This window comes from Gimesia sp., assembly GCF_048262075.1.
Lineage (GTDB): Bacteria > Planctomycetota > Planctomycetia > Planctomycetales > Planctomycetaceae > Gimesia.
Genome location: NZ_JBLXFK010000005.1, coordinates 136,622 through 160,697 on the forward strand (window position 1 = coordinate 136,622; position 24,076 = coordinate 160,697).

The window sequence follows — 24,076 nt, forward strand, 5'->3', positions numbered from 1 at the left end:
TGTTCTGGACAAAATGATCGCAAAGAGATTATTTCTCTGCGGGAGGGAGATAGAGGTAGGATTCTGGAAACAGTTTTTGAGTCATCAAAATCGTCTTTGATTTCCCGCCATTCCAGAGATCCCATTGCGGATCCGCGTATTGGGAAAAGAACTGATCCATCCGCTGTTTGAGTTTATCCCGGGTCTGCTGGAATTCTGCCTGATCTACCAGATTCTTGTGCTCCTGGGGATCAGCGACCAGTTGGTACAACTCATTGGGTGATTCATGGAGACGTTCGATATACTTCCAGTCTTTTGTACGAATCGACCGTACGTTCTCAAATTCATAAAAAACAACCTCCGTCCAGGGAATCTGTTCTCCTTTGAGGACCGGCGCAAAATTACGTCCGGGGGTTGCTGGTTTCGTGGGAATTTTGTCCGCTAATCCCAGATAATTCAGCAGTGTGGGATACACATCGTAATTGGCCACCATCATGTCCTGGCGTGCTCCGGAGACGATTTTTCCCGGCTGAGAAAAGATCAGGGGAATCGTCATGGTCCAGTCGAACGCGGTCAGTGGTCGTGTATGATCCCCCATGCCCCAGTAACCACTGTGGCCACCTGATAATCCCTGGTCTGCAGTGAAAATCACCAGGGTATTCTCTCGTAGTCCCAAATCATCAAGGGTCTGCATAATCTGGCCGACCCCATCATCGACGCCTGAGACTTCTGCAGCATATTTGCGAATGATACCCAAGTCGCCAATCCAGTCTCCATAATTGAAGTTCCAGGGTTGCGCTTTTTCGCGAGGAAACGAAGGAAAAGTCATCTTTTCATAATCTGCTTTGAACCGGTTGCGAATCGGTTCTTTCATTGCCGAACCTAATCCGTACGGACCATTGTAAGCCAGGAATAGAAAAAAAGGCTTCTCCTGATTCTGCTTGATGAAATTGATTCCATGCTGAGTCCAGAGGTCAGTCAGGTAAGTCGGTTCCTTGCGAATTTTCTCATGTTCAATGACGTTCTGATCATAAAAGCCGGCACTGCCACCATGAGGTTTGGTAATCCAGTAGGAAAAGCCCTCCTGCGGATAAAGGTTATCTCCCAGGTGCCATTTCCCTGACAAACCACAGACATAACCGGCATCATGTAATACCTGTGGGATCGACTGGAATTCTTCCAGTGTGTTAAAGGAATCGGGTCCGGTTTGAATCCGGGTTCTGAGAAAACAGTGCACCCCGTGCTGACAGGGCATCAGACCGGTCAGAAAAGACGCCCTGGTTGGCGAACAAACGGCGTTATTCGCAAACGCGCGGGTAAACAGTGTCCCTTCTTTCGCCAGCTGATCGATGTGGGGCGTTCTGATATCTTTATTTCCGTAACAGCCCAGAGTCCACTCGCCATGATTATCTGTCATGATAATAATCACGTTGGGACGCTTCTGCTCTGCCGCCATGAGACGATCAACTGATCCACAGCTCAGCAGTAAAATCAGCACTAACGAGACGGCAACGGAAGATAACTGACGTGACATGACAATTCCTTTCGGATGTTGAAATCAAAACGCTGACATCCAGCATGAATTATCCGTACCCGGTTTTCAAGCGGCGCTTTTCATCACATCAGAGTTTTTCGCAAAAAACGGGATAACCGGAGTGAGGGAACTCTAGAGCGCATCACATTTAACCATAGCGTCTGTCAATCTAATATACTCGGCCCAAATGGACCTGGAGACGCGACAGTAAAACGGGACACAGTCTAATAATGCGGTGGCTTGTCCTGCACCGGATCAGGGCCATCGTCTTCAACTTCCAGCGCTCCCATTCGCGAATCCAGACGCTTCAGAGATTTGCCTAATGTATCCACGATGAGATTCTGCTGCAGCAACGCTTCATTCAACTGTTCCACATCGTGCTGGAGATGCATCAACACAGATTCTACCTGAGTCAAACGTGCGACCAGTTCTTCCAGGCGGGAAGTCTTCTCAGTCATGGTAAAAATCGCCTTTCGGGGAAGCTGCTTTTCTTATCCAGTTTACGGGTTAAAATACCGCTTGGATTTTATTGACTTGCATTCGACTTTGAAACAATCTGACAGGTCCGATTCCCCATGAATCCAAATCAAACAGCCACTTGCATAATTCCATAAGTAATTTTTTTATAATATGTTACAGACATAATCCAGATCTGCTCTTTTAACGAAACACGATCTAAACACCAATGTGACCGATTTCATGTCTGATTTTGGCTCTCTTTCGCTTATTTTTGGAACAGATCAGCCTGTTGCTTTTTGAGCCGGGCGGTATTCTTTTCCAGCTCTTTCAGGCCTTTAGCTTGATCCATTCGCAAGCCACCGTATTCCAGTCGACGCTTGTATTAACTCTACTGTTTAAAAGCAAGAAACGGTCCCTCTTCCAGGCGCAGCATATCTGCCAGGGAAAGTACCGATCGCGGGAAGTGATCCTGCCATAAGTATTGAACATGGTCAGAATGTGATTTTAAGGAGCATTTTCATAAATCGTACACTGGTTCATCCATTTCGATGTTGTGATTTCAACTTCCTGTTGGAAAACGAATAGATTGGCTGTGAACGCAGTGAAATTTCAGATTACCGTCATTCTGCGTATCATTGAGCATCAACGACCACAGGAAATCAGGCTGCGGGTATGAGTGACAAACCTTTGGATGCTGACGGTCAGAGTTTGAATATCGATCAGTTGATCGCTGATTTCAAAACTCGCACCGACGCTGGTGAACTGTTCCCCTTTGAGAAATTCATCGCGGCGCATCCTGAACATACCGATGAACTCACACGGTATTTCAAACAGTGGAATGAGTTAGAAGCTCCCCCGCATCCTGACAAAGCGGGAGCTGATAAGTCGTCAACGGGAACCAGCAAGGCTGGCATAATTTCAGAAGAAGATGCGACCGCTCATACTGTTGTCCAGGTGTCAGGTGATTCAGAATCGTCGCTCACCCAGGGTTATGATCAGTCAGAAACTGGCTCAGCAACCAGTATTGAGATCTCCGAAAACTTTGGTCGTTATGCGATTCAAAAGGTGCTCGGACAGGGAGCGATGGGAGCCGTTTATCTTGCTAAAGATACGCAGCTGGATCGTGATGTGGCTCTGAAAATTCCCAAGTTCGGTGATGGGAATGGTGTCGATGACGAAGAACTGCTCGCACGCTTCTATCGCGAGGCCCGGGCAGCAGCAACACTGCGCAGTCCGAATATCTGTCCGGTCTATGATGTCGGTGAAATCGATGGTCAGCACTATATTACCATGGCGTTCATTGAAGGCCGACCGCTGAAGGATTATACAAAGTCGAAGAAGACTCATTCCGAAAAGCAGATTATCACCACGATTCGCAAGCTCGCTTTAGGGTTGGCTGAAGCGCACGAGATAGGTGTGATTCACCGGGATTTGAATCCCGCCAATATCATGGTCGATCTGAAAGGCGAGCCGGTCGTCATGGACTTCGGTCTCGCCCGTCGCAGTTCCAGTGATGATGTGCAGGTGACACAAAGCGGAGCGATCATCGGGACACCGGCCTACATGGCGCCCGAGCAGGTGGCGGGTGACCAGTCAGCCATTGATCATCAGGCCGATATCTACGCCCTGGGCATCATCATGTATGAACTGATTACGGGCGAGATGCCGTTCAAGGGAAACCTGATGGCGCTGCTGCAACAGATTGCGCTCAACAATCCGACGAAGCCTTCCGAATTGCGCCCCGATATTGATCCACGTCTGGAGGCCATCTGTCTGAAAATGATGGCCGGTGACCAGGCGCAGCGTTACCAGTCAATGACGGAGGTCGCGACTGATTTGCAGGAAGTTCTCCGCAATCCGGACGAAAGGCACAAGCAGGCACAGACCAAAAAGAAGGGCCCCAAGCCGACATCACTTCCCACGGCGAAAGTCCGCCACCAGGGAGAAAACGTCAGCATCGATGTTACCCTGGACGGAGACCGCGTTGGTCTGTTCTCTGGACTTCGTTCGCGCATTTCGTTTCCCAAATGGGTCAAACCCGATCCAGTCCATGTCAAGTTCGCGGGAACCGGTAACTCCAGCATACTTCAACTGGAATTTCGCCGGGTTTTGGCCTCATCAGTTTCCGTACGACAATAAAGACTGACGTAACGGAGCAAAAGGCTGGACCGAGCTCTCGACGTAAATAGGGAAGCCGCCGACCTACTGTAAACAACCGATAGAAAACGTGGCGCTGCTGATACCCGCATCAGCCCCTCAGTAAGATGATCAATGACTTACACTCGCAACAGCAAGCACGTGAAAACCATTTTACTTCTACATAAATTGTTCGATGTCTGATGTATTTGATATTTACACTTTACGAACAAAATTTAACATACTGATATTCACACAAACCTTTCAATCAATTTGTATTACGACGAGCATTTATTTTGAAAACAGCCCACCCCATGAATCCACGATTTCGGTTTTATCCGCAGTTACTGGTATGCACTTTACTGATATGCTGCGGACACTCTGAGAATACGAAGGCAGCCGAACATCACTTTCAGGTGAGTTTTCTGAAATCGATTCATCCCGAACCGTTCACCGGTCGTGTTTATCTGATTTTTACCAAATCTAATCGTGAACCACGGTTCGGGCCTTCCTGGTTTCAACCGGAATCCTTCATTGCCCAGGATGTCACCAACTGGCAGCCAGGCGAACTCCTCGAGTTGGGACCTGAAACCAAAGGACTGCTCTCTTATCCCAAGCCATTAGCGGAAATGGATCTGGCCGGATATCACGCGCAGGCGGTCGCACGCTTTAATTCAACGGATCCCAAAATCGGTACTGCTCCCGGAAACGGGTTCAGCCCGGCTCGTCAATTGAGCGGCGGTCTGGTGGCAAACATCCCTTCCTTCACCATTGATCAACTGGTGCCGAAAAAAACGTTTACCGAAACTCAGTGGATCAAATATTTCAAACTGCGATCGCCTCTGTTATCGAAGTTTCATGAACAGGAAACCGGTTTTGAAGCCAGTGTCATCCTCCCACAAAGTTATTACCAACAGCCACAACGGAAGTACCCGGTCATCTATTCCATTCCCGGCTTTGGCGGCGATCATCAGCGCAATCTGCCACAGGCGCCAATTGCAGAACAGAATTCAGGCGGCGTTGAATTCATCCGCGTACTCCTCAACCCGCAATGTCGCTGGGGGCACCATGTCTTTGCTGATTCCGCTACCAATGGACCTGTCGGAAAAGCGTTTATCACCGAATTTTTACCGGAGCTGGAAAAAGCATTTCGAGCAATCCCCCATTCGCGCGCCCGGTTTTTAACGGGACATTCTTCCGGGGGATGGTCATCCCTCTGGCTGCAGGTCACTTACCCAACCGTTTTTGGGGGTACCTGGAGTACCGCTCCCGACCCGGTTGATTTTCGCGATTTTCAGCAGATCAATATCTATGAACCGGGCAGCAACGTCTATCGAGATGCGGGCAACCAGCTCCGCCCGATTGCCCGTAGAGGAAATCAACCTATTCTCTGGTTCGAACCGTTCGCAAAAATGGAACAGGTGCTCGGACCAGGCGGGCAACTCCGAAGCTTTGAAGCGGTTTTCAGTCCCCGCGGTGCCGATGGAGAACCACTCAAGCTATATGACTGGGAAACCGGTGCGATCAACAAAGAGGTGGCAGAAGCGTGGAAAGCGTACGATATTCGCCTGGTTCTGGAATCGAACTGGAAACAGCTGGCACCCGAACTCGCAGGAAAAATTCATGTCTTCATGGGTGATCAGGACACCTTCTACCTGAACGGTGCCACCCAGCTGCTCAAACAGACGCTGGAGCAACTGGACGCCGACGCCGTGGTGGAGATTCATCAGGGCAAAAATCATTCGAATTTGTTGACTCGTGAACTGATGCTGCGAATCCGCGCGGAAATGGTTCAGGCATTTCTGAATTATCAAGCTGAGATCCAGCCGGCAGATTAGACTGTGTCCCGTTTTACTGTCGCGTCTCCAGGGCTGTTTGGCCCGAGTCTATTAGATTGAGAGACGCGGTACTTTAATGTGATGCGCTGCATCTCTCAAACAATGGCAGCACGTATCAACTGCCGATATAGCGGGCATAGATGGTCTTGGCAACCGAGGGATCATCGGTCCCTTTGATAATCGCCCTGCCGTCACGAAACAGGCTGATCTCATAATCGGGATTTTTCAGATTCAGCCGCAGCAGATAAGGGTTCACGTCAACGCTGCCCGAGTTCTGTAATTTGACTGCCAGATCTTCAAAAGCAATTTTGCCTTTATCTGCGGGAGAAACCTGAACCGCGTTGCGACCACAGAGACGCGTCGTGCGGGAACCCTGTTCTCCGTTCAACCAGATCCGCTCTCCCTGGTGGCAGGCTTTGCAGCCTCCTTTCTCCCTCAGATCGGCGACGCTCATCTGCCGAAACGATCCCTCCCAGACATCGACTACCGTCAGTACCGGTTTGATCTGTTCGACCTGACCGGAAAGCAGCTTAATGGCATCAACGGCTTCCAGTGAGGCAATCACATTGACCGTCGGTCCCAGAATGCCCGCAGTATCACAGGTCTCTGTGCTGCCGGGTTCGGGCGCAGAATCAATCAGACACCGTAGACACGCCGACTTGCCCGGCAGGATGGTCATCGTCTGGCCGGTACTCCCGATGCAACCACAGTAAATCCAGGGGATGCCCAGTTCCAGTGAGACATCATTGATCAAATAGCGGACTTCAAAATTATCCGTCCCATCCAGAATCAGATCGACGTTTTCGGCCAACCCCAGAATGTTGGTGTGATCGATGTCTTCGACAACAGCTTCGATCTGTACTTCGCTGTTGATTTTTTTCAGTTTTTCGACGGCCGCGATTGCCTTGGGAAGTTTCGCGGCGACATCAGATTCATCAAACAGAACCTGACGTTGCAGGTTACTGAGTTCCACGAAATCCCGGTCTACAATTTTGATATGACCGACACCCGCTCTGACCAGTGTTTCTGCCAGCACGGTTCCCAACGCACCACAGCCGCACAACAGCACGCTACTCTGCATTAAACGCGTCTGACCTGCTTCACCCAGTTCTGAAAAAAGCACCTGTCGACTGTATCGTTCTAATTCCGGTTTCATTGCCTGTCTGTCCGCCTGGTTCCAGTGAAAATAGTTCGCTTTTATTTTAGCAGGCCAACAGCCGGTTAACAGGTATCCCGTCTCAGAACCGAAAAGAACACGTGCAGTACACAAAAAAAGGCCCCGCCGATCAATTCAGCGGGACCTTTTCCTGTTTATTTTTTTGGGTCCGGTTCAGTCCAGACTGATTTCCTGCAGGACTGAAACGAACTGTGGTTTAATCAGCCGATGTGTCGTATCTGTCCAACCTTCAGAACTCACTTTCAACGTGATCCTGGGCTTAATCCAGGTGGCAACCTGGCTGGTTTTAACAAAGGGTTTCTGCTGTTTCAGTTTGGGCAGGCGTTTCTGCCACTCCTGTCGGACCTCTTCGGGAAGTTCGCTGCCTCGAATATAACCTGCATACACCAGATGCTTGTTGTAGGATGATGCCAGCAACACCGCATCAATGGTTCCGTTTGGCAGCGCTGAATACCCAACGAGCAGACAATCATATTCCAGCAATGGTACCGTTTCCGGTTCTACTACCGGTTCCGGCTCTGGTTTAGGTTCTTCTTCAGGCGCTGATACCGCAGCCTGAGCAGCGGCAGCAGCAGCGGCGGCTTTTGCTTTCTCTGATGACGCGGCGCCTTCTTCTTCGGTACCGCCGGCAAAGTCATTTAATGCATCTTCCAGATTGTCAGCGCCACCTTCACCTTCTGCCGATTTGGCCTGATCAACGACAGAAGCCAGTAGATTTACATTGGCTGTTTTTTTGACACCCCAGTCTTTGAACAGGGAATTGAACTCAAAACCTCCGACAATCGCGAACGCACCCACCACCAGGGTCAGTCCCCAGACAGCCAGATCCAGTTTCCAGGCACCTTCAGGAAAACGACGTATCGCAGGTCGCCAGATTTTGAATGGTGTAACGATGATACTCAGAATGCCGAAGTCCGCTGAGCGGGAAACCGCATTTAAATAGGCGATAAAGTGGCCAATTAAAAACATCATCAGGCCTGCAGTTGCCTGGGTGATCGTCCACAAACAGAGTTGTCCGGGGTCTTCGCTGTAGAAGCGTCCCCATATGCTCACACCAATCGAGGCCAGCGTCCCGACTCCCAGCACCCATCCCCAGGCCGGGATCAATTCCCAGATTGTCTGAGGCTGTGGTTGTTCCAGCGGTTGGCCATCCACGTCGGAATGCCCGACGCATTTGCCCAGCTTGGGATAGAAACCACATTGAGGACACCAGGAAGAGAGTCCCCAGGGCTCGTACGTACCACATTCGGAGCAGGTCGGCTTGGCTTGTGACTGTTGGAACTGTTGCAGGAGCTGGTCTGTATCTTGTTTGGTATCTGGCATGGCTCAGTGACTTATTGAAGTTGGCGGAGTATGTAGATCAACACAATTGTTTGCGAAACTCCCTGAACCTTAGCTTACAAAAAGCCACATCGACGAACTTTGACTTCGATAAAAGACCATCGATGGATGAATTCCTATACACCACGCCCGGCACAATCACTGCAATCCACACAGCCGGTCCAATAAGACCAGGGGGAAATACAAAAAGCCGACGTATACTGAGATACGTCGGCTTAATATGCATTGTCGTTCGATCGAGCAATCGACCGAATTCCATTAGTTGACCTTAAGAAGTTCGATATCGAAGATCAGCACTTCGTTGGGTCCAATATCAGGTCCTGAACCACGCTCGCCGTAAGCCAGATCGCTGGGAATGAACAACTGCCATTTATCCCCTTCTTTCATCAGCTGCAGTGCTTCTGTCCAACCACTGATGACGCCACTGACAGGAAAAGTCGCTGGCTGATTTCGTTTGTAAGAACTGTCAAATTCTTTGCCATCAATGAGAGTACCACGATAATGTGTGGTGACACTGTCTTTGGGACCGGGAGTTTTTCCCTTACCCGATTTGATGACCTTGTATTGCAGACCACTTTTGGTGGTTTTCACACCTTCTTTTTTCGCATTGGTTTCCAGAAACTTTTTGCCTTTGGAAACATTTTCAGCCTGGGCCTTTTTCATCTTGGCTTCCTGCTGACTGCGAAGTTCCTGCTGGAAGGCAATCAGCGTGGCGCGAATTTCGTCCTCTGTCATCTGGGGCTTTTGCTTGGTCATGGCATCCACAATGCCTTTTGCCAGAATTTGCGGATCCAGATCCAGTTGATCCCGCATCAGATTCTGACCCAGATTAAAGCCAATTCCATAACTGACTTTCTGCTTCTGGTCTTTGAGATCTGATTTACCGGAAGCTGCTTTTTCGTTCTGTGCATTCGCCGAGGCGGAAAAACCGAAGAATGCGATACATAAACAGGCAGCGAGATGCCATTTCGACATAAGAAAAACCTTTCGGTGAACAATAAAAACGGGTTTGAACGGGAGAGACCATACGAGTCGGCGAGATTCGGCTGGCTGCGTTTGCCCCCGAATTAGCGGGTGATGTATTGCATGGCGTCCTCTTGCACAGAGGATCTTTGACAAAATCAAAGTATCGATTATATGAGAGTATCAAGGGAAGTGTCTACAATAAAGCACACTTCTCCTTAAAAACAGGGCTTTCTCCTGCTGCCAATCCCGGGAAACTCACCAGAAGGTTTAACTGACCACTTTTTGAAAACGGGTCACCGCTTCGTTGATATTATCCCTGGTATTGAATGCACTTAACCGGAAATAACCTTCACCGGAAGCACCAAAGCCACTCCCCGGAGTCCCGACCAGATGCGCTTTCTGCAACAGTTCGTCGAAAAATTCCCAGCTGGTGGACTCACCAGGGGTTTTCAGCCAGACATAAGGGGCATTCACTCCGCCATACACAGAGATTCCTACCGATTCGAGCCCTTCGCGTAACAGGCGTGCATTTTCCAGATAGAAGGATATCAGCCCCTGAATCTGCTGCTGACCCTGTTCAGAATAAACGGCTTCTGCCCCTTTCTGGATGATATATGAAACCCCATTGAACTTCGTGCAATGTCGGCGGTTCCAGAGCGGGTGGATCTCTGCCGACTCTCCGCTGGCAGTGGTCCCCTTCAGTTGTTTGGGAACAACGGTGAAAGCACAGCGGGTACCTGTGAAACCGGCATTCTTGCTGAAGCTGCGAAATTCAATTGCCACGTCTTTGGCACCTTCAATTTCATAGATGGAATGAGGAATCTCCGGATCGGTAATGAATGCTTCATAGGCAGCATCAAACAGAATGATCGAACCATTGGCTCGTGCATAATCAACCCACTGCTTTAATGTTTCTTTTGTCGCCACCGTACCCGTGGGATTATTGGGATAACAGAGGTAAATCAAATCGACGGGTGTTTCGGGCAGGGGAGCCACAAAATTATTTTCTGCCGTGACGGGAAGATAGGTCAGTCCTGCGTAGCGGCCATTTTCATCCGCAGCTCCGGTGCGACCAGTCATCACATTTGTATCAACATAAACGGGATAGACCGGATCTGTCACAGCGACTTTGTTATTTGCACCGAAGATGTCCAGAATATTACCGGTATCACACTTCGATCCATCCGAAACAAAGATTTCGTCCGCTGAGATATCCACACCACGCGATTGAAAATCATTCCTGGCAATTGCTTCCCGCAGAAATCCATAACCCTGCTCCGGGCCATAGCCACGAAAGCTGCCAGCATCCCCCATCTCGTCGATGGCAGCATGCATGGCTTCACGAATCGCAGCCGGCAGTGGCTCGGTAACGTCTCCAATTCCCAGTTTGATGACAGCCGCGTCCGGGTTCTCTTCGCAGAATTTATTGACGCGACGTCCTATTTCCGGAAACAGGTAACCCGCTTTAAGCTTGAGATAGTGATCGTTAATAAAAGCCATTTCACGCCTCGAATCTTGATAAATGCTGAACTTTAGTCGGTGGATGAGAGCCTGATATTCGTTTCCATTTCAGAAAAGCCGTTGTATTTTGAAACTCCTCGAATTGCAACCGACGCACACAAGTGAGACCGCTTTTCATAAAAAAGGTTCTCTGGCTACTCCATCTGGAACGGCCGGGGAGAAGCATTCAGCAGAAACTCCCTGGTCAATGGCTCAATCTGCGATAAGCCGTTATATTCCCTGATTTTACGCTTTCCTGACCAGCGATCAGCGGCACTTTCATACAGTAGTCTGATTCGTGGTTGAGACTCATCGGAGGCTTGGTTCTGTTCGACCGCCTTGCCGACAGCGAGCGCAACTCCCAATTGAAACCGGGCTTGCGGATAGAGGGGTGCCCCCAGATCTGCCAGGGACCAGCGTTCCACACGCAGGCGACACCAGCGACTTAAGGGTTGGGGAGAATCGATAAATGGTTGCACGTCGGGGGGAAGATCCCATTTTGCTTCTTCATCTACCAACAGAACCACGCGGTCATGATGGCTTGCATACAAACCCCAGCTGGGCCAGTGATCGAAATAGCCAGTGGGCTCAAGCAGAGGCGCCAGCAGCACAATCCAGATCAGAATCTGCACCGCCCTTTCTAAACTGGAATAAGCCGGTCGCGACAGTCGATCTTCAACCTGGCTGTCGGCAGGCGCAACAGACTTCTGATTCTGAAACCGTGAATGAAACAGAATCAGATCCTGTAGAATAAAGTAAACATTCCAGATCAGTACCCCCTGATAGTGGTTCAACCCGAATGGCCCGATGGCGAGTATCAGCGTCACATGCATCCCGACTGCTGCCCACAGCGCGATTTGCCGGGTGCGGCCGAAGAACAGCCCGAACGCTATCAGGAATTCTCCAAGAGGAAACGAAGCTGCAATCCAGCTTAAAGTCTGTTTTGACCAGTAAGCCGTGGAAATCCCTACTGCGGAAAACAGACCTTCTGCCAACTGGCGCCCCAAAGTCTGAACAAAACTGGCATCGCATTTGGAGAGTGCAGAATAAAAATAAATGCTGATGACAAACAATCGAAACAAGGCGATCGCACGAGGTGGTTTGAGCACGGTCAGAATCAGCAAGCCCAGTGCAAACTGATAGGCCCAGGGCTGCAGACGATGTTGATCAAAGATGACTTCCAGCAGGAACGCCAGCAGAAACAGACAGCCGCAAAGCATCTGCAACCGGGGGCAACAGTCCGCCCCTGATCGCTTTTTAAAAAATGAAGCCAACAACAGCACCAGCAGACAAATGAGGGTCAGCCCCATCATGGTAAACGACAACCAGTCGACAGCCGCCGGTATCTCAGAGACCCAGGAAAACAAGGGAACCTGAGGAAAGCGCGTTTGCGGCGTCCAGAGTCTCCAGGTTTGAACCAAAAGTACCAGCGCGAACAGCGCCATCGTCATTTTGAGAAATCGAAGTTGTAATCTCAGCGGCTCGTGGAACATGGATTGAATCACCGTTTTTGATTCAGATTATACCGCACGTCCAGACTTTTCACTGCGTTCTGATCATTCAACTGTCAAGAAATTGCGAATCTGTCAGATCAATCAAGTTCTGTAAATACCGTTCCCGTTGCTTGTTGATCGTCTGCAATCACATCTACCGATGTACCAGGCGCATAGGCATTTTTGCGAAGTACTGCCATCGCCACGATGGGATATTTTCCGAATGATCTGGCAGAGGAAGTGATTGTACCCGCTTCCTCAGTCCCAGCTTCTCCAGCGACCATTACCTTTGTACCTGCAGGCGGAACCCAGGATCCCTCCAGTCCGATCGATCGAATTTCCTTATTGACGTGCCCTAACGCGTCAATCCGTGCAATCGGTTCCTGGCCCAGATAACAGCCCTTTTTAAATGAAATAGACTGTGTAGTACGACTGGCTTCCTGAGCCAGATTCGCGTCAGTCAGATCCACACCATAAATCGGATACAGCGACTCAATTCGGAGTGCATCGAAGGTCTCCCGACCAGCGGGCACAACGCCTGCCTCGAGTAACTTGTTCCAGAAATCTGCGATTTTGACATACTGCAGACAGCAGAGATATCCCGGCTGACCAAACCAGTCAACGCGACGCACAGTCAGATTGGCATCACTGTTTGGCACTCTCAGTTGCTGGAATACTTCCAGCGAATCGACTTCAATATCGAGCTGCTTGAGAATATCTGTCGCGCGTGGCCCTGAAAGATACAGGCTGCCAAACTCCTGAGTCCGTACCAGCAGACGGACATCTTCCAGGATAATATAACGGTCCAGATGTTGAGTGATATTTTCGCTCTGACCGGGTGCCGTATCTATCCAGATCGCTTCCTCATGAGAAAACACATTGATCTGACCCAGAATACGGCTCTGAACGTTTGTCACAAAGGCTTCGCATCCCTGATCCGGCTGCAAACCTTTGATATCATTCGTACAAAAATTGTGCAGAAATTTCAGCCGGTCTGCACCTGATATTTCAATCTGATCCCGATTACTCACGTCAAAGACTGCTGCTGATTCCCGGGCAGCCTGATATTCTTTTTCAGGTGAGCCAAAATGTGAGGCAAGGGGGTAGTTTTCATCTGGATGCTCAAAAACTGCTCCAGAAGACTGTTGCTGAACTTGAAATTGACGTAAAGACATTGGTTTTCCAGATGGGCGCAATTTAGGTGTTTTTTTGAACTTTGATACAGGCGGGATGATTCACATCAGCATAAGAGGCAGACAATCTGTTTCGATCCCTGCGAAGGAAATACTTCCCCCAGCTTAAAGCATCTCATTCTCTGGCAACAACTTCTGTGAAGCGTGCAAAGAGCATTCTGGTGCAATCAAACACGTGAGAGATGTGAATCGCACTGCTATTCTAGGAAGTTATTCTCATTTTCCAAGGTCCCTGATCTGTCGTTTCAGCAGGAATTGAGGACTCATTATTTCCTGCTGAAGACTCAGTTGACCTTCTCAATCTTCAGGTCATCCACATTCAGAACCCCTGTTCCCCCATTCAAACCCAGCTGAATGACTGCTTCACGTGTTTGTGGAGGAATGGAAATGACCTTCTTATCCTGATGCCAGCCACGACTTCCGATCCAGGGCCCCAGGTAAGCCTGACCGATATTGCGGCGAACTGAATCATAAAAATGAATGATAAAACCCGGTTTCTGAAAGGACTGCTTTCCCTGAGCCGTGTTCAGATAACTCAACTTCAGGCTGATTTCGAGTGAATTCACATGAGACCCATCAATGGCCATCCCCTGCAGGATCTGTGAAAGCCGTTCGGGGGTTTCATTTTCGAATTTCAGATATGCGGCTCCGTCTGGTGCCTGCGAAGTCATTCGACTCACCCGTCGCTGATAATGCCAGTTATCTGCTTTCTGGTCATTGTTGGCATCCACTTCAAAACTACCGTTGATAATCTCCGGTCTGAGTGGATCCGGTTTGACTTCCCGCTTCTCTTCCGATCGGCCTGTCATGGGGACAAAGAGCGTGGGAATCAATCGTTTGTGTTTGAGTTTTCCCTGTTCTTTTTGAAACAGATGAAAGACCTGCTGATAACGTTCTCCCAGGGGGATCAACAGCATCCCGCCTTCTTTTAATTGATCGATTAAAGGCTGAGGAACTTTTTCCGGCGAACAGGTCACAATGATTTTGTCAAACGGTGCCTCTTCAGGCCAACCCAGGTACCCATCGCCAATTCGTGTATGCACATTATCATAATCCAGTTTTTTCAGACGCACAGCCGCCTTCTTACCGAGCCCCTCCACTATCTCGATCGTATAAACGTCTTTCACCAGGGCCGAGAGCACAGCCGCTTGAAATCCACTACCAGTACCAATCTCGAGTACTTTATCATCCGGTTGCGGATCAATCGTTTCCGTCATATAGGCGACGACATAGGGGGGAGAAATCGTCTGCTTATAACCAATGGGTAACGCCAGGTCCTGGTATGCCAGATGTTTCAGATTCGAACTGACAAATTCATGCCGGGGTACCTGCCGCATCGATGAGAGAACGCGAGGATTCTTGATCCCCTCCCCCTCGATATAGCGGGTCACCATCTCATTTCGCTGATTTCGAAAATAGGCACTGCTTTGTGAATAAACCGGTGAGGGACTCTCGAGGAATGAGAAACCGGCTATCATACACACGGTCAAGAATAAAACCTGCCTCATGAGAAACCTCGATTGCAGTCTGGGATCTAAAATAGTTTGATTTGTATAGGAATCTGTGGGAATTATAACACTTTGGGGGGACTTAAGTTAATGGCGATTTCCCGTTATCAGCACTGTTTCAGCAGATTGAAACAGGATTAGTTAATTTCTATCCACACAAATCGAGGAATTCGCTATGATGCGAATCTATGAGGATTTAAGACGATTTTTTAAGTGGATGGATTCCAGTCAGATGCAAGTGTTTCGAGTTGTATTCGCCGTGAGCCTGGTTTTGTGCACCTTCTCTCTAAAGGGCTGTGGTGGCTCTGCCACTTCTGAGAGTCAACAACCGGCGTCTGCAGAAAGTAAACAGACCCCTTCGGTTGCAGCAGAACCAGAGCAGTCAGAAGAGATGATCGCGGTGACCGCTGAACCCGTCGACCCCCAGGCAGAAGTGAAAGCAGCTTTTGAAACGCTGTTGTCTATTCGCAACGAACCAGATCCCGATGAATGGATGCAGGCTGATAAAAAACTGAGTGCCTTTGGCAAGTCGGCAGTCCCCACTTTAAAGGCGGCCATGTCACACTCCGATCCCGGTGCCAGAGAACTCGCCAGCATGTATCTGGCCAGCCTGGGTCCGGATGCGAAAGAGGCCGCCCCGGTTCTGGAGACAGCACTGAAGGATGCATCTCCGTTTACACAGGTCAATGCGGCCTCAACTCTTACGCATTTTCCTGAATATCGAGAGAAAGCCATTCCTGTCTTAATCAGTCTGGCAGAACACCCTGACCCTAATACGCGGCTCACATCCATCTATGCTTTGGGAAATCAGGAATCGCAGTCAGAAGAACAATTGAGCGTCATCAAAGCCGCACTCAACGATTCAGACCCGGATGTTCAATTGGCGGCCATCAAAGTGCTCGGCCAGATGGGAGATCCTGCCAAAGCAACGCTGACCGAATTGCAGACACTCATCGATAACACTGATACCAGTGAAGTCCTGCGCGAAGCGGCGCTCTCTTCTAAATCTCAGATCGAGCAGAGTCAGAAGAAATAATTCCATCGCGCCAGCATCAGCTGACTGACCTGCCAGCAATCAGGCAAGCTCTACTCCGATTCAGTCTGTAGTGATTTTAACGACTGAATGGCCGCACCGACTCCTTGAGCGTTCCGAATTATATCGGAGAACCTCCTTTTCCAAAGTTCTTGAGCAATTCTGTTTGACTAACAAATTGCGTGAACTACTTTTACTGGCAGAGAGGGGCAACGAACCCGCTCAACGAACACAAACAACCATTTCCTCCGCTTCTAATCGAGGCGAGGAACTACAGCGCGGCAAGGAAAGCTGGGAGCTTTGAGGGGACCTTGCCGCGCTCTTTTTTTGTCTTGGAACCATCTGACTTGATGGTGCTGGATACTCAGATCATGTGTGATGTTTCTGAATTCGTTGAAAGCATAACAGCAAATCAGCACCCTCAAGCGGTATTATATTGGAAGAGCTCATGGCAACCAGAAAACTGTGGTTGCAGCGATCCCGCCGCACCGGATTTACTCTGATCGAATCTCTGGTCTCTGTGACAATCACAGCGATTGCCGGAGCCGCTCTGTTCTCTGCGATTGGCGCTTCCCTTGGCACCTGTTACTCCGCATTAAATCACAACATCGGCGCAGGTCTCGCTGACCAGATGCTGGAAGAACTCGCAGCAGTCCGTTTTCCGGTCGCCAGTGATACCAGGCCCGGGTATCAAAGTTCCCGGGAATCTTTTGATGATCTGGATGACTACGATAGCTGGTCCTCATCACCACCGGAAAACAAACAGGGTTATTCTCTGGGCAATGAACCCACCACGATTCTGGAAAGATACCCGATTTCCCGTCCCAGTCTGCTGGTACCAGATGCGGGATTTTTAAACCGATTGACGCGCGAAGTTACAGTAGAACGCATTCAACCCGCCAGCGATGGCACGGGCTGGGTCGTGACTCAAACGAATACGAATTATCGCAGGGTAACCGTCACCATCAAACTGGCCATGAATGCAGACTCACAAAGCCAAGAGATTACGGAGGCAACGAGAATATTCAGTTATGTTCCACTTTCACCCTGATAACCTGAAGGCTGTTTTGCCTGTGTTTTCAGAGAGTCCGTTCCACTCAGAACGGACTTGCGTACGTTGCTGCGCAGTACGAAAAGAGGATCCCCACCGCGGTTTCACACTCGTGGAACTGTTGATGTCTATGGCGATCTCTTCCATTCTGATTGTCGCGCTGGCAGGCATTGTTACCGCCACGCAATCCGCCTGGCAGCATACGCGGGGAATAGAAGATTCCCAGGCACAGATCAATGCGGCCTTTGATCGAATCAAACTGATGATCTCACAGACAGGCGTCTATCATGTCAGTGGGCAAACTCCGCGGGCGGGACTGGCGGTTGTCACAAACTCGTGGAACAGTATTGATATTCCGAACACACTCGTGGTCTGGTCCGGCGGACGTAATGGAGGCCTCAGCGAACAGGGAACGCTCACACGCCTGCCTCAACTGAATGAAATTCTGATTTACACGGTTGATCCCGCTGATGCACACAACCTGATTGAAATCGCGTTTCCGGATGCCAATAGCACAATCGATTTTAACAGTTCGTCCTTCAACAGCACGATCCGCTCTGCCATTCAATCGAGTCAGGCAGAATCTACGCTGTTGAGCAATCGGATCAAATGCAGTCAGTATGTCCTCTCCGGAAATCCCTGGGGACCAGCAGCCGGAAATGTTTTTTTCAGTCTGGTCAAAACTCCCAGTGATTCCAGCTTGAGCAGTGTCTCCCCGGGAACGGCGGCCTGGATGAATCTTTCCTGGCCTCAGGGAACTGCCAGTTCCAGCAGTGGACTGCGTCAGGTAACCGTTAACTGCGAAATACAATTCGAAACAGCAGAACAGACAGCATTGAATGAAGTCAATTCCGCATCTGCCCTGCCATTTTTTGCATCCGGTTCGAGGTACTATGCATACGCACCATAAAGCAACGCATCTTCGAAGACTGAAAGCGGACGACGAAAGTCGAAAGCGGCGGTTGCTGAATCTGCGCACTTCGCGCGCAGGAATCTCGATGATCCTGGTGATGTTTGCTTTAAGTATGTCGCTTGTGTTGACCTACTCCTTTATCCAGACCCAGAGTGTACTCACTCAGATTACCGAAAATGGTTCGCGGCGTGACCTGGCTATGAATGCCGCCCGGGCAGGAATGACGGACGCAATGAATCGTTTGAATTCACTGGAGTGGACCGGCGTAAACGACCAGTATCAGCGCGAGTTTTTAGCAGACTCTGATGGAGACAGTACGTACGCGATCTCCTTTGAAACCACTGGAAATTCTATCGGTTCCGTGCTGGAACTCAATGTCCACTCACTGGGTGCCTGGACCTCGGCTACCAATAGCAATATGCGATCCGAGTATCTGATTACGGCAAAAATGAGACTGGTTCCTCGACTGACGGGCCGCTCGATCTTGCCGGGAGACTCAGCTGATGCTACCGATCAAGTCTCGAACTCGGGAAACTTCGATCAGATCCGGCAATACGCGCTGTTTGCCGAAACAGGTTCCAGTTCACTCATTCTGGATCCCTGTGACCGCATCGACGGTAACATCTGGCTCTATGATAATCTGGTACTATATGAGGACCCTGCCTGGAGTTCTTCTGTTCGGGAAGAGTTTCTGGAAGACCTGGGCACACGGTTTGTTACTTTCCCGGCAGGTTCCACCAGTCTTTCGGAGGCCACTGTTTCTTATCCCCATCCGATTGCGGGGTCAGTTACCTATTATGATTACCCTTCTTCTTCCACCCGAAGAGATTTGGCAGATCTCAAACTGAACTGGTCTACTACCAGTGACCGCCTGCGGATTCCCAGTTCAAATTATTCTGCATTCTCCAGCTATCGACTGTATGAGGGAGGTCCGCTCTATCAGGCGGTTTCGCTGAATTCCTCTTTATATAATGTGACACTGAAACCGTCGCCAGAAAACCCCTTGGGAATTTTTTATCGCAGTGGCAGTCTCAATGTTTATGACAATGTGGTGATTCAGGGAACACTGGTCGCGACCTCAAAAATAACGTTCCATGGCAAAAACATTCATGTCACCTCCTTCAACTGGAAGGGCGCTGATGGCGGATCAATGGTGCTCAACGCTGATCGCTGGCCGAGGCTGCCGACAGTCGTGGCAGACGATATTGAATTTGTCCGTGAAACACAAACCACGCTCGAAGGAGCCGTCGTGTGCCATGGTGACGTAGAAGGAGCCGGCGGCTCTGTCGATTATGCGAATGTCTCCAATATAACCTACACGGGCACGGCAACAGCGACTTCGATCGAACAGCCTTTTAGCACAGTGACTCTCCAGGAATACAGGCTTCTCGATGTGATTTCAACTGATGGGAAATACGCGATCTGGCTGGAAACGACGGGAACCGGCCAAACCGGAGCAACCGGTTCCTGGTATCCCATCACCGGGGTGGACAGTGCACATCAACAAGTGACCGTCCGTGGAGAGATTGATGTTCCCTCACCCACCGGCTATCAAATCAAACGTCACAAACAGAAATTGACGCAGATTCGTGGTCCCATTTGTGCTGAAACTTTTAATTTTAATCGTCTCAATGAATGGGTGCTTTCCAGTTCATCCTGGAATGACCGTAAGCATCAGTGGAACTATGAAAACGACCTGCGCCGTTATTATGGCTACTCCGAAATCGGATTCAGTGAGTGGCTGGAAAACCCTTACAACTATTTTGGCTGGAGTTCGTACTACCAGTCTTACGGACTCAGCCTGGAACCCACCCTGCATATTCAGCATTTGAAAGATCAGGCATATCGCTGGGAACCTCCGTTGTTTCAACCATTCGATGGAGCAGAGACTACTCCGGAACTCTCCGGCTATCGCTGGTCGCTGATTGACTGGAAAGAGACTCAATAATTTTGTTAGTGAGAACAGATGCAACACAATGATCGTCATCACAGGCACAGCGTGAGGTCTCTTCTGAAAAGAAGAGCATCCACAATAAGCCTGCGCGCCGACAGAAACGGTTTCACACTGGTGGAACTGATGATTGTCGTGCTGTTGCTCTCGATCCTGGCAACCGTGTCTCTGATTTCCACAGACAGCAGCGGTACCCTGGCTTTGGATGCCACGGCACGCATGCTGGTGGCTGATTTACACCTGGCCCGGAACCACGCCATCAAATTCAATTCAGAATACAAAGTCGACTTTGATCTCAATGCACAAACCTATGAAATACTGCATACCGGACCTGGTGATTTACCGGTTCCTGAAAATAAGCTCGCGGGATCAGCTGAGGATTCAGAGCGCTACCTCAAACAGATCCAGGTGGATTCACTGAATCTGCCCGGGCAGGCGGTACTCAGACAAATTAAATTGAAAACATCCGATTCCACAGTCAGCGATCTCACATTCGGCCCGATGGGTGGCACGGGTCCCGTACGCAACGAAGACACAGTCCTGATGTTAACAACTCAAAAAAATGGAAATACGTTTTACATCCTCATCACCGTCTCCTGGGTTACAGGCCAGGCATGGGTGGATGAGATTCAGACTTTATAACATCAGGCGTTTTTTCACTTAAGATGAAACTGAAAACATGATTTCAATCAAACGATCACAATATAGTCCCATCGGTTTACAGCTGGGCCCGAATTCCGTGACCCTCGTTCAGTTAACCGGGCCCCGTAATAATCGCGTGGTACATGCGATTGCACAGGAACAGTTTGACTTCGACAATAAACTGACGCTCGATGAACGGGATGCGAAAATCGCAGTGGAAATCCGTCGCATCCTTTCCGATCATCATTTTAAAGGTCGCCGCGTGACCAGTTGCCTGGGATCACAGGAACTGTTCATCCAGAATATTCGCTTACCACAGCTGCCTGCAGAAGAACTCACGAAAGTGGTTGCCTGGGAAGCAGAAGAAAGACTGCCTTATCCGGTGGCAGATGCAGAAATTCGTCATCTGCCTGCCGGCCAGGTGCGACAGGATGCCAATACCAAGCAGGAAGTCATTCTACTGGCCTGCCATAATGGAATTCTGGAACGCCATCTGAATCTCCTGGATCAAGCCGGCTTGAATGCGGTTGCCATTGATGTGGAACCTTCCGCGACACTGCGGTGTTTTCATGACGGCGCACGGGCAGCACATTCGAATTCTGCCAACTGTTATCTGAATTTTGGTGAAGCGGCCACGACTGTCATTTTTGCAGATCAGCAGAATGTGCTCTTTCTGAAGTATATCATGCAAGGCAGCAATCACCTCGATCGTGCGGTCGCAGAAAACCTGGATCTGCCTCTTTCCGAAGCGATTCGCATGCGAAATATTGTCACCAATTCCACTTCGCTGGATGCCAGTGACGAGCTGCATCGTTCCGTCATCGATTCGATTCGCTCACTGCTGGAATCGATCAGTACAGAAATTGAAAACTGTTTACGCTATTACAAAGTGACATTCCGAGGGAAAAAACTGAATCAACTGATCGTCACAGGGAATGAATGCAGTCCCTGGCTGATCGATTTTCTTTCAGAACGATTAAATACCGATTGCGAAATGGGAAACCCATTTGAAAGCCTGGAACGCTGGCCGACTTCCACATCTATTCTGGAACGTCCCGGCAGATGGACTACAGCCTTGGGCCTGGCCATGAAAGAGAACACCATCTAAAGCCTGAACCAGATCGGCACACATTTTTAGACACCTTGATTAAATAAAACGGATGAGAAATTGAATCCATCCGAGAAGAACCCGCTAAGGGCGAGAATATGATACCTGAAATCGATTTTTTACCAGCCAGTTATCGCGAAGTCAGGAGGCGGCATCGAAACCGCATCTGGCGAAGAACGATCGTGTTGATTTTTCTGACACTGGTCACCTTGAGTACGGTGCGCCAGCGGGAAATTCAACATCAGCTGCAGACGAAAAAAGAAGCGCTGGAAAAACGTGCGCAATTGATGAACGATCAACTGGAAGACCCCACACAATTAACTCTTCAGATTCAACAGACTGATATTCGAGCCGATCTGCTGGCAGGACTGCAACTGGACGAATCCCCGGCTCAGATACTGAATATGATCAGCCACGCCTTGCCGGAATATGTTTCCCTGAATGAATTTCAGTTCACATTTGAAAAAGTCTCAGTCAAAAAAGAAGACACTCACACTAAAAAAAGTCCCTCCAAAACACCAGAAAACGAATTGCCCGACCTGGTGGACCTGAAACATCTGCAACACTTGCACGCCAGGGAAAACCTGGTCGTCACTCTGGAGGGAATCTCACCAGACCACCTTTCCATCTCACATTACATGTCAAATCTGGATCAGATGGGTGTCTTCAGAGAAATCGACCTGATTCAATCGAATGAAACCAGATTCGAGGGGCAACCCGTGCGGGTGTTTCGTCTCAGAATGGTTGTGAATTCACCAGGCACGTATGTTCCTAAAATTGACACGCATTATACCGCCGGTCTGGATCTCTGGATCACGGCAGGAGGCTTGTTCCATGAATGATAAATTACGTCGCGACAGTTTGATTACGATTATTGGCCTGTCCATTGTTGTGGCTCTGTTTACTTTTGTCGTTTATTTACCCGGTCTGAAAAGCAAGCAGCAGTTGAACCAGGAAATCAATGCGTTTCATCAGAAAATTTCTGCCATTCCAACCAAGGTGAAACAGCTGGAAGAACTGCATCAGCAGCTTGATCAGCGTATTGCGTTCATCGATCGGCTCAGCCGGAGAATTCCAGTCAGCAAAGACTCACATCAAGTGCTGCAACGTGTCGCTTTGCTGGCGAGAACTGCCTCGCTTACGGTTTCAGAATTGAATCCGGGTGAAACGGAAGAACATGCCACCTATGTCAGAGAGCCCTTTAAATTGAGTATCACCGGTGAGTATGCAGGACTCCTGCAGTTTCTGAATGATCTGGATAAAGAAGAACGCCTGTTTACTATTAACCAGGTTTCGATCATCAAACAAGATGGAGATGCTGCGGGACTTATCAAAGGCAATATCGACCTGTCGGTTTACGCATTACGCGAGAAGCAGAGGGGTTATTCTGATTTTTCCGAAAATAAGGTTAGTAAGACGTTTATTTCAACCGATAAGAGATAAGGGTGCACTCTGATTCAAGTTGCTCTCAGGCTGTTCCTCGTGAAAAAACAGTTTAGACCAGTTGATGTAACCTCCGGTCTTTCATGGATTTAAAGTGGTGATTCACGCGTGAAATCTTTCAGTGAACAACTTATACACGATTTAAAAGTAAGCTGGCAGAAGACGCTTGTGTTGAGTCTTTTGCTGCTGGTTGGGATCTATTTCTGGATTCCTCCGCTCTATCGTGCCATTCGAGGAAGCTCAAGTGCGACTGTCATTCCAGCCAAGACAGCCGCCAAAGAGATCCCGCAACGTCCTCCCGTAAAAACCGAAATGAGTTTTGCCCAGAGTGAACCGGCGGATGAACCACGCCATTCCTGGGAAAAATTTGATTCGTTAATGCAGACTGATCCCCTCGTACAGTCCGTGCAGATGGGAGCAATGCAGAAGAATCCGTTTGAAGTCAACCGCGATCAATTCTCGCCACCCATTCTGTTCGCGGAAGAGCCTGCAGAACCAATTCAGAATCCAGAGAAAAACAAACCTGAGCCAGCGCCGGTACTCCCCGAGGATCTGGTATTAAAAACCACGATCATCGGAAAGACTCGTAAAGCCGCCATTATCAATAACAAATTGTACTACGAAGGCAAATCCTTTGAGCACAACGAGTCGACTTACGTTCTGGTGCAGGTCGCGGCACGGAATGTAATCCTGAGCCAGGGTACTCACAAGTTTGAATTAAAAATTCAAAATGACCCTTCCGCTTTTATTAAATATGAACAATAACAGTTCGCATCATTGGCTGATTTAGACTGATTCGAACGATCATGGA

Annotated in this window: 20 protein-coding genes; 11 read left to right on the forward strand and 9 right to left on the reverse strand. The window is 49.3% G+C overall.

What is annotated here, in order from left to right; all coding sequences use genetic code 11:
- Positions 1–28: 28 nt before the first annotated feature.
- Both ACN0YH_RS12315 and ACN0YH_RS12320 read right to left on the reverse strand, forming a co-directional pair.
- The gene (locus tag ACN0YH_RS12315; protein ID WP_417379862.1) at positions 29–1,513 is read right to left on the reverse strand and encodes a sulfatase; all 1,485 of its coding nucleotides are present in this window, start codon (positions 1,511–1,513) and stop codon (positions 29–31) included.
- A gap of 224 nt (positions 1,514–1,737) precedes the next feature.
- Positions 1,738–1,971, reverse strand: a complete 234-nt coding sequence (locus ACN0YH_RS12320) for a SlyX family protein (RefSeq protein WP_417379863.1) — start codon at positions 1,969–1,971, stop codon at positions 1,738–1,740.
- Between the two features lie 673 nt (positions 1,972–2,644).
- Between ACN0YH_RS12320 and ACN0YH_RS12325 the strand changes: the two genes are divergently transcribed.
- Both ACN0YH_RS12325 and ACN0YH_RS12330 read left to right on the forward strand, forming a co-directional pair.
- Positions 2,645–4,111: a serine/threonine protein kinase gene (locus tag ACN0YH_RS12325; RefSeq protein ID WP_417379864.1), complete on the forward strand. Its 1,467-nt coding sequence runs from the start codon at positions 2,645–2,647 to the stop codon at positions 4,109–4,111.
- Positions 4,112–4,422: 311 nt separating this feature from the next.
- On the forward strand, positions 4,423–5,946 hold the full coding sequence (locus ACN0YH_RS12330; RefSeq protein ID WP_417379865.1) for an alpha/beta hydrolase-fold protein: 1,524 nt from the start codon (positions 4,423–4,425) through the stop codon (positions 5,944–5,946).
- A 115-nt stretch (positions 5,947–6,061) separates the two neighbouring features.
- Here the strand turns inward: ACN0YH_RS12330 and ACN0YH_RS12335 are convergent, their stop codons facing one another.
- From ACN0YH_RS12335 to ACN0YH_RS12365, 7 genes are all read right to left on the reverse strand, one after another.
- Complete coding sequence (locus tag ACN0YH_RS12335) at positions 6,062–7,102, reverse strand: ThiF family adenylyltransferase (RefSeq protein WP_417379866.1); 1,041 nt, start codon at positions 7,100–7,102, stop codon at positions 6,062–6,064.
- Positions 7,103–7,276: 174 nt separating this feature from the next.
- Positions 7,277–8,446: a hypothetical protein gene (locus ACN0YH_RS12340; protein ID WP_417379867.1), complete on the reverse strand. Its 1,170-nt coding sequence runs from the start codon at positions 8,444–8,446 to the stop codon at positions 7,277–7,279.
- 276 nt (positions 8,447–8,722) lie between these two features.
- Positions 8,723–9,439 (reverse strand): FKBP-type peptidyl-prolyl cis-trans isomerase, encoded by a 717-nt coding sequence (locus ACN0YH_RS12345; protein WP_417379868.1) that lies wholly within the window; start codon positions 9,437–9,439, stop codon positions 8,723–8,725.
- A gap of 258 nt (positions 9,440–9,697) precedes the next feature.
- On the reverse strand, positions 9,698–10,930 hold the full coding sequence (locus ACN0YH_RS12350) for an LL-diaminopimelate aminotransferase (RefSeq protein ID WP_417379869.1): 1,233 nt from the start codon (positions 10,928–10,930) through the stop codon (positions 9,698–9,700).
- Between the two features lie 155 nt (positions 10,931–11,085).
- Complete coding sequence (locus ACN0YH_RS12355) at positions 11,086–12,423, reverse strand: hypothetical protein (protein WP_417379870.1); 1,338 nt, start codon at positions 12,421–12,423, stop codon at positions 11,086–11,088.
- 98 nt (positions 12,424–12,521) lie between these two features.
- Positions 12,522–13,598 (reverse strand): YgfZ/GcvT domain-containing protein, encoded by a 1,077-nt coding sequence (locus ACN0YH_RS12360; protein ID WP_417379871.1) that lies wholly within the window; start codon positions 13,596–13,598, stop codon positions 12,522–12,524.
- Positions 13,599–13,900: 302 nt separating this feature from the next.
- Positions 13,901–15,100 (reverse strand): protein-L-isoaspartate(D-aspartate) O-methyltransferase, encoded by a 1,200-nt coding sequence (locus tag ACN0YH_RS12365; protein ID WP_417380084.1) that lies wholly within the window; start codon positions 15,098–15,100, stop codon positions 13,901–13,903.
- A gap of 199 nt (positions 15,101–15,299) precedes the next feature.
- On the opposite strand from ACN0YH_RS12365, the gene ACN0YH_RS12370 reads away from it, so the two are divergent.
- The 9 genes from ACN0YH_RS12370 to ACN0YH_RS12410 all read left to right on the forward strand — a co-directional run bounded on the left by ACN0YH_RS12370 (position 15,300) and on the right by ACN0YH_RS12410 (position 24,030).
- Positions 15,300–16,160 carry a HEAT repeat domain-containing protein gene (locus tag ACN0YH_RS12370; protein WP_417379872.1) on the forward strand — a complete coding sequence of 287 codons (861 nt, stop codon included), beginning with the start codon at positions 15,300–15,302 and terminating at the stop codon, positions 16,158–16,160.
- A gap of 445 nt (positions 16,161–16,605) precedes the next feature.
- The gene (locus ACN0YH_RS12375) at positions 16,606–17,208 is read left to right on the forward strand and encodes a type IV pilus modification PilV family protein (protein WP_417379873.1); all 603 of its coding nucleotides are present in this window, start codon (positions 16,606–16,608) and stop codon (positions 17,206–17,208) included.
- Positions 17,189–18,118 carry a PulJ/GspJ family protein gene (locus ACN0YH_RS12380; RefSeq protein WP_417379874.1) on the forward strand — a complete coding sequence of 310 codons (930 nt, stop codon included), beginning with the start codon at positions 17,189–17,191 and terminating at the stop codon, positions 18,116–18,118. The genes ACN0YH_RS12375 and ACN0YH_RS12380 overlap by 20 nt, the downstream gene beginning before the upstream one ends.
- Positions 18,102–20,069 (forward strand): hypothetical protein, encoded by a 1,968-nt coding sequence (locus tag ACN0YH_RS12385; RefSeq protein WP_417379875.1) that lies wholly within the window; start codon positions 18,102–18,104, stop codon positions 20,067–20,069. The genes ACN0YH_RS12380 and ACN0YH_RS12385 overlap by 17 nt, the downstream gene beginning before the upstream one ends.
- An 18-nt stretch (positions 20,070–20,087) precedes the next feature.
- Positions 20,088–20,714, forward strand: coding sequence for a pilus assembly FimT family protein (locus ACN0YH_RS12390; protein WP_417379876.1), 627 nt, complete (start codon positions 20,088–20,090; stop codon positions 20,712–20,714).
- Positions 20,715–20,751: 37 nt separating this feature from the next.
- Positions 20,752–21,822: a pilus assembly protein PilM gene (pilM, locus tag ACN0YH_RS12395; protein WP_417379877.1), complete on the forward strand. Its 1,071-nt coding sequence runs from the start codon at positions 20,752–20,754 to the stop codon at positions 21,820–21,822.
- A 98-nt stretch (positions 21,823–21,920) separates the two neighbouring features.
- A complete protein-coding gene (locus ACN0YH_RS12400) occupies positions 21,921–22,664 on the forward strand; it encodes a PilN domain-containing protein (protein WP_417379878.1) in 744 nt (247 codons plus the stop codon).
- On the forward strand, positions 22,657–23,265 hold the full coding sequence (locus ACN0YH_RS12405) for a type 4a pilus biogenesis protein PilO (RefSeq protein WP_417379879.1): 609 nt from the start codon (positions 22,657–22,659) through the stop codon (positions 23,263–23,265). Before ACN0YH_RS12400 ends, ACN0YH_RS12405 begins: the two co-directional genes overlap by 8 nt.
- Before the next feature lie 168 nt (positions 23,266–23,433).
- Complete coding sequence (locus tag ACN0YH_RS12410; RefSeq protein WP_417379880.1) at positions 23,434–24,030, forward strand: hypothetical protein; 597 nt, start codon at positions 23,434–23,436, stop codon at positions 24,028–24,030.
- Positions 24,031–24,076 lie beyond the last annotated feature (46 nt).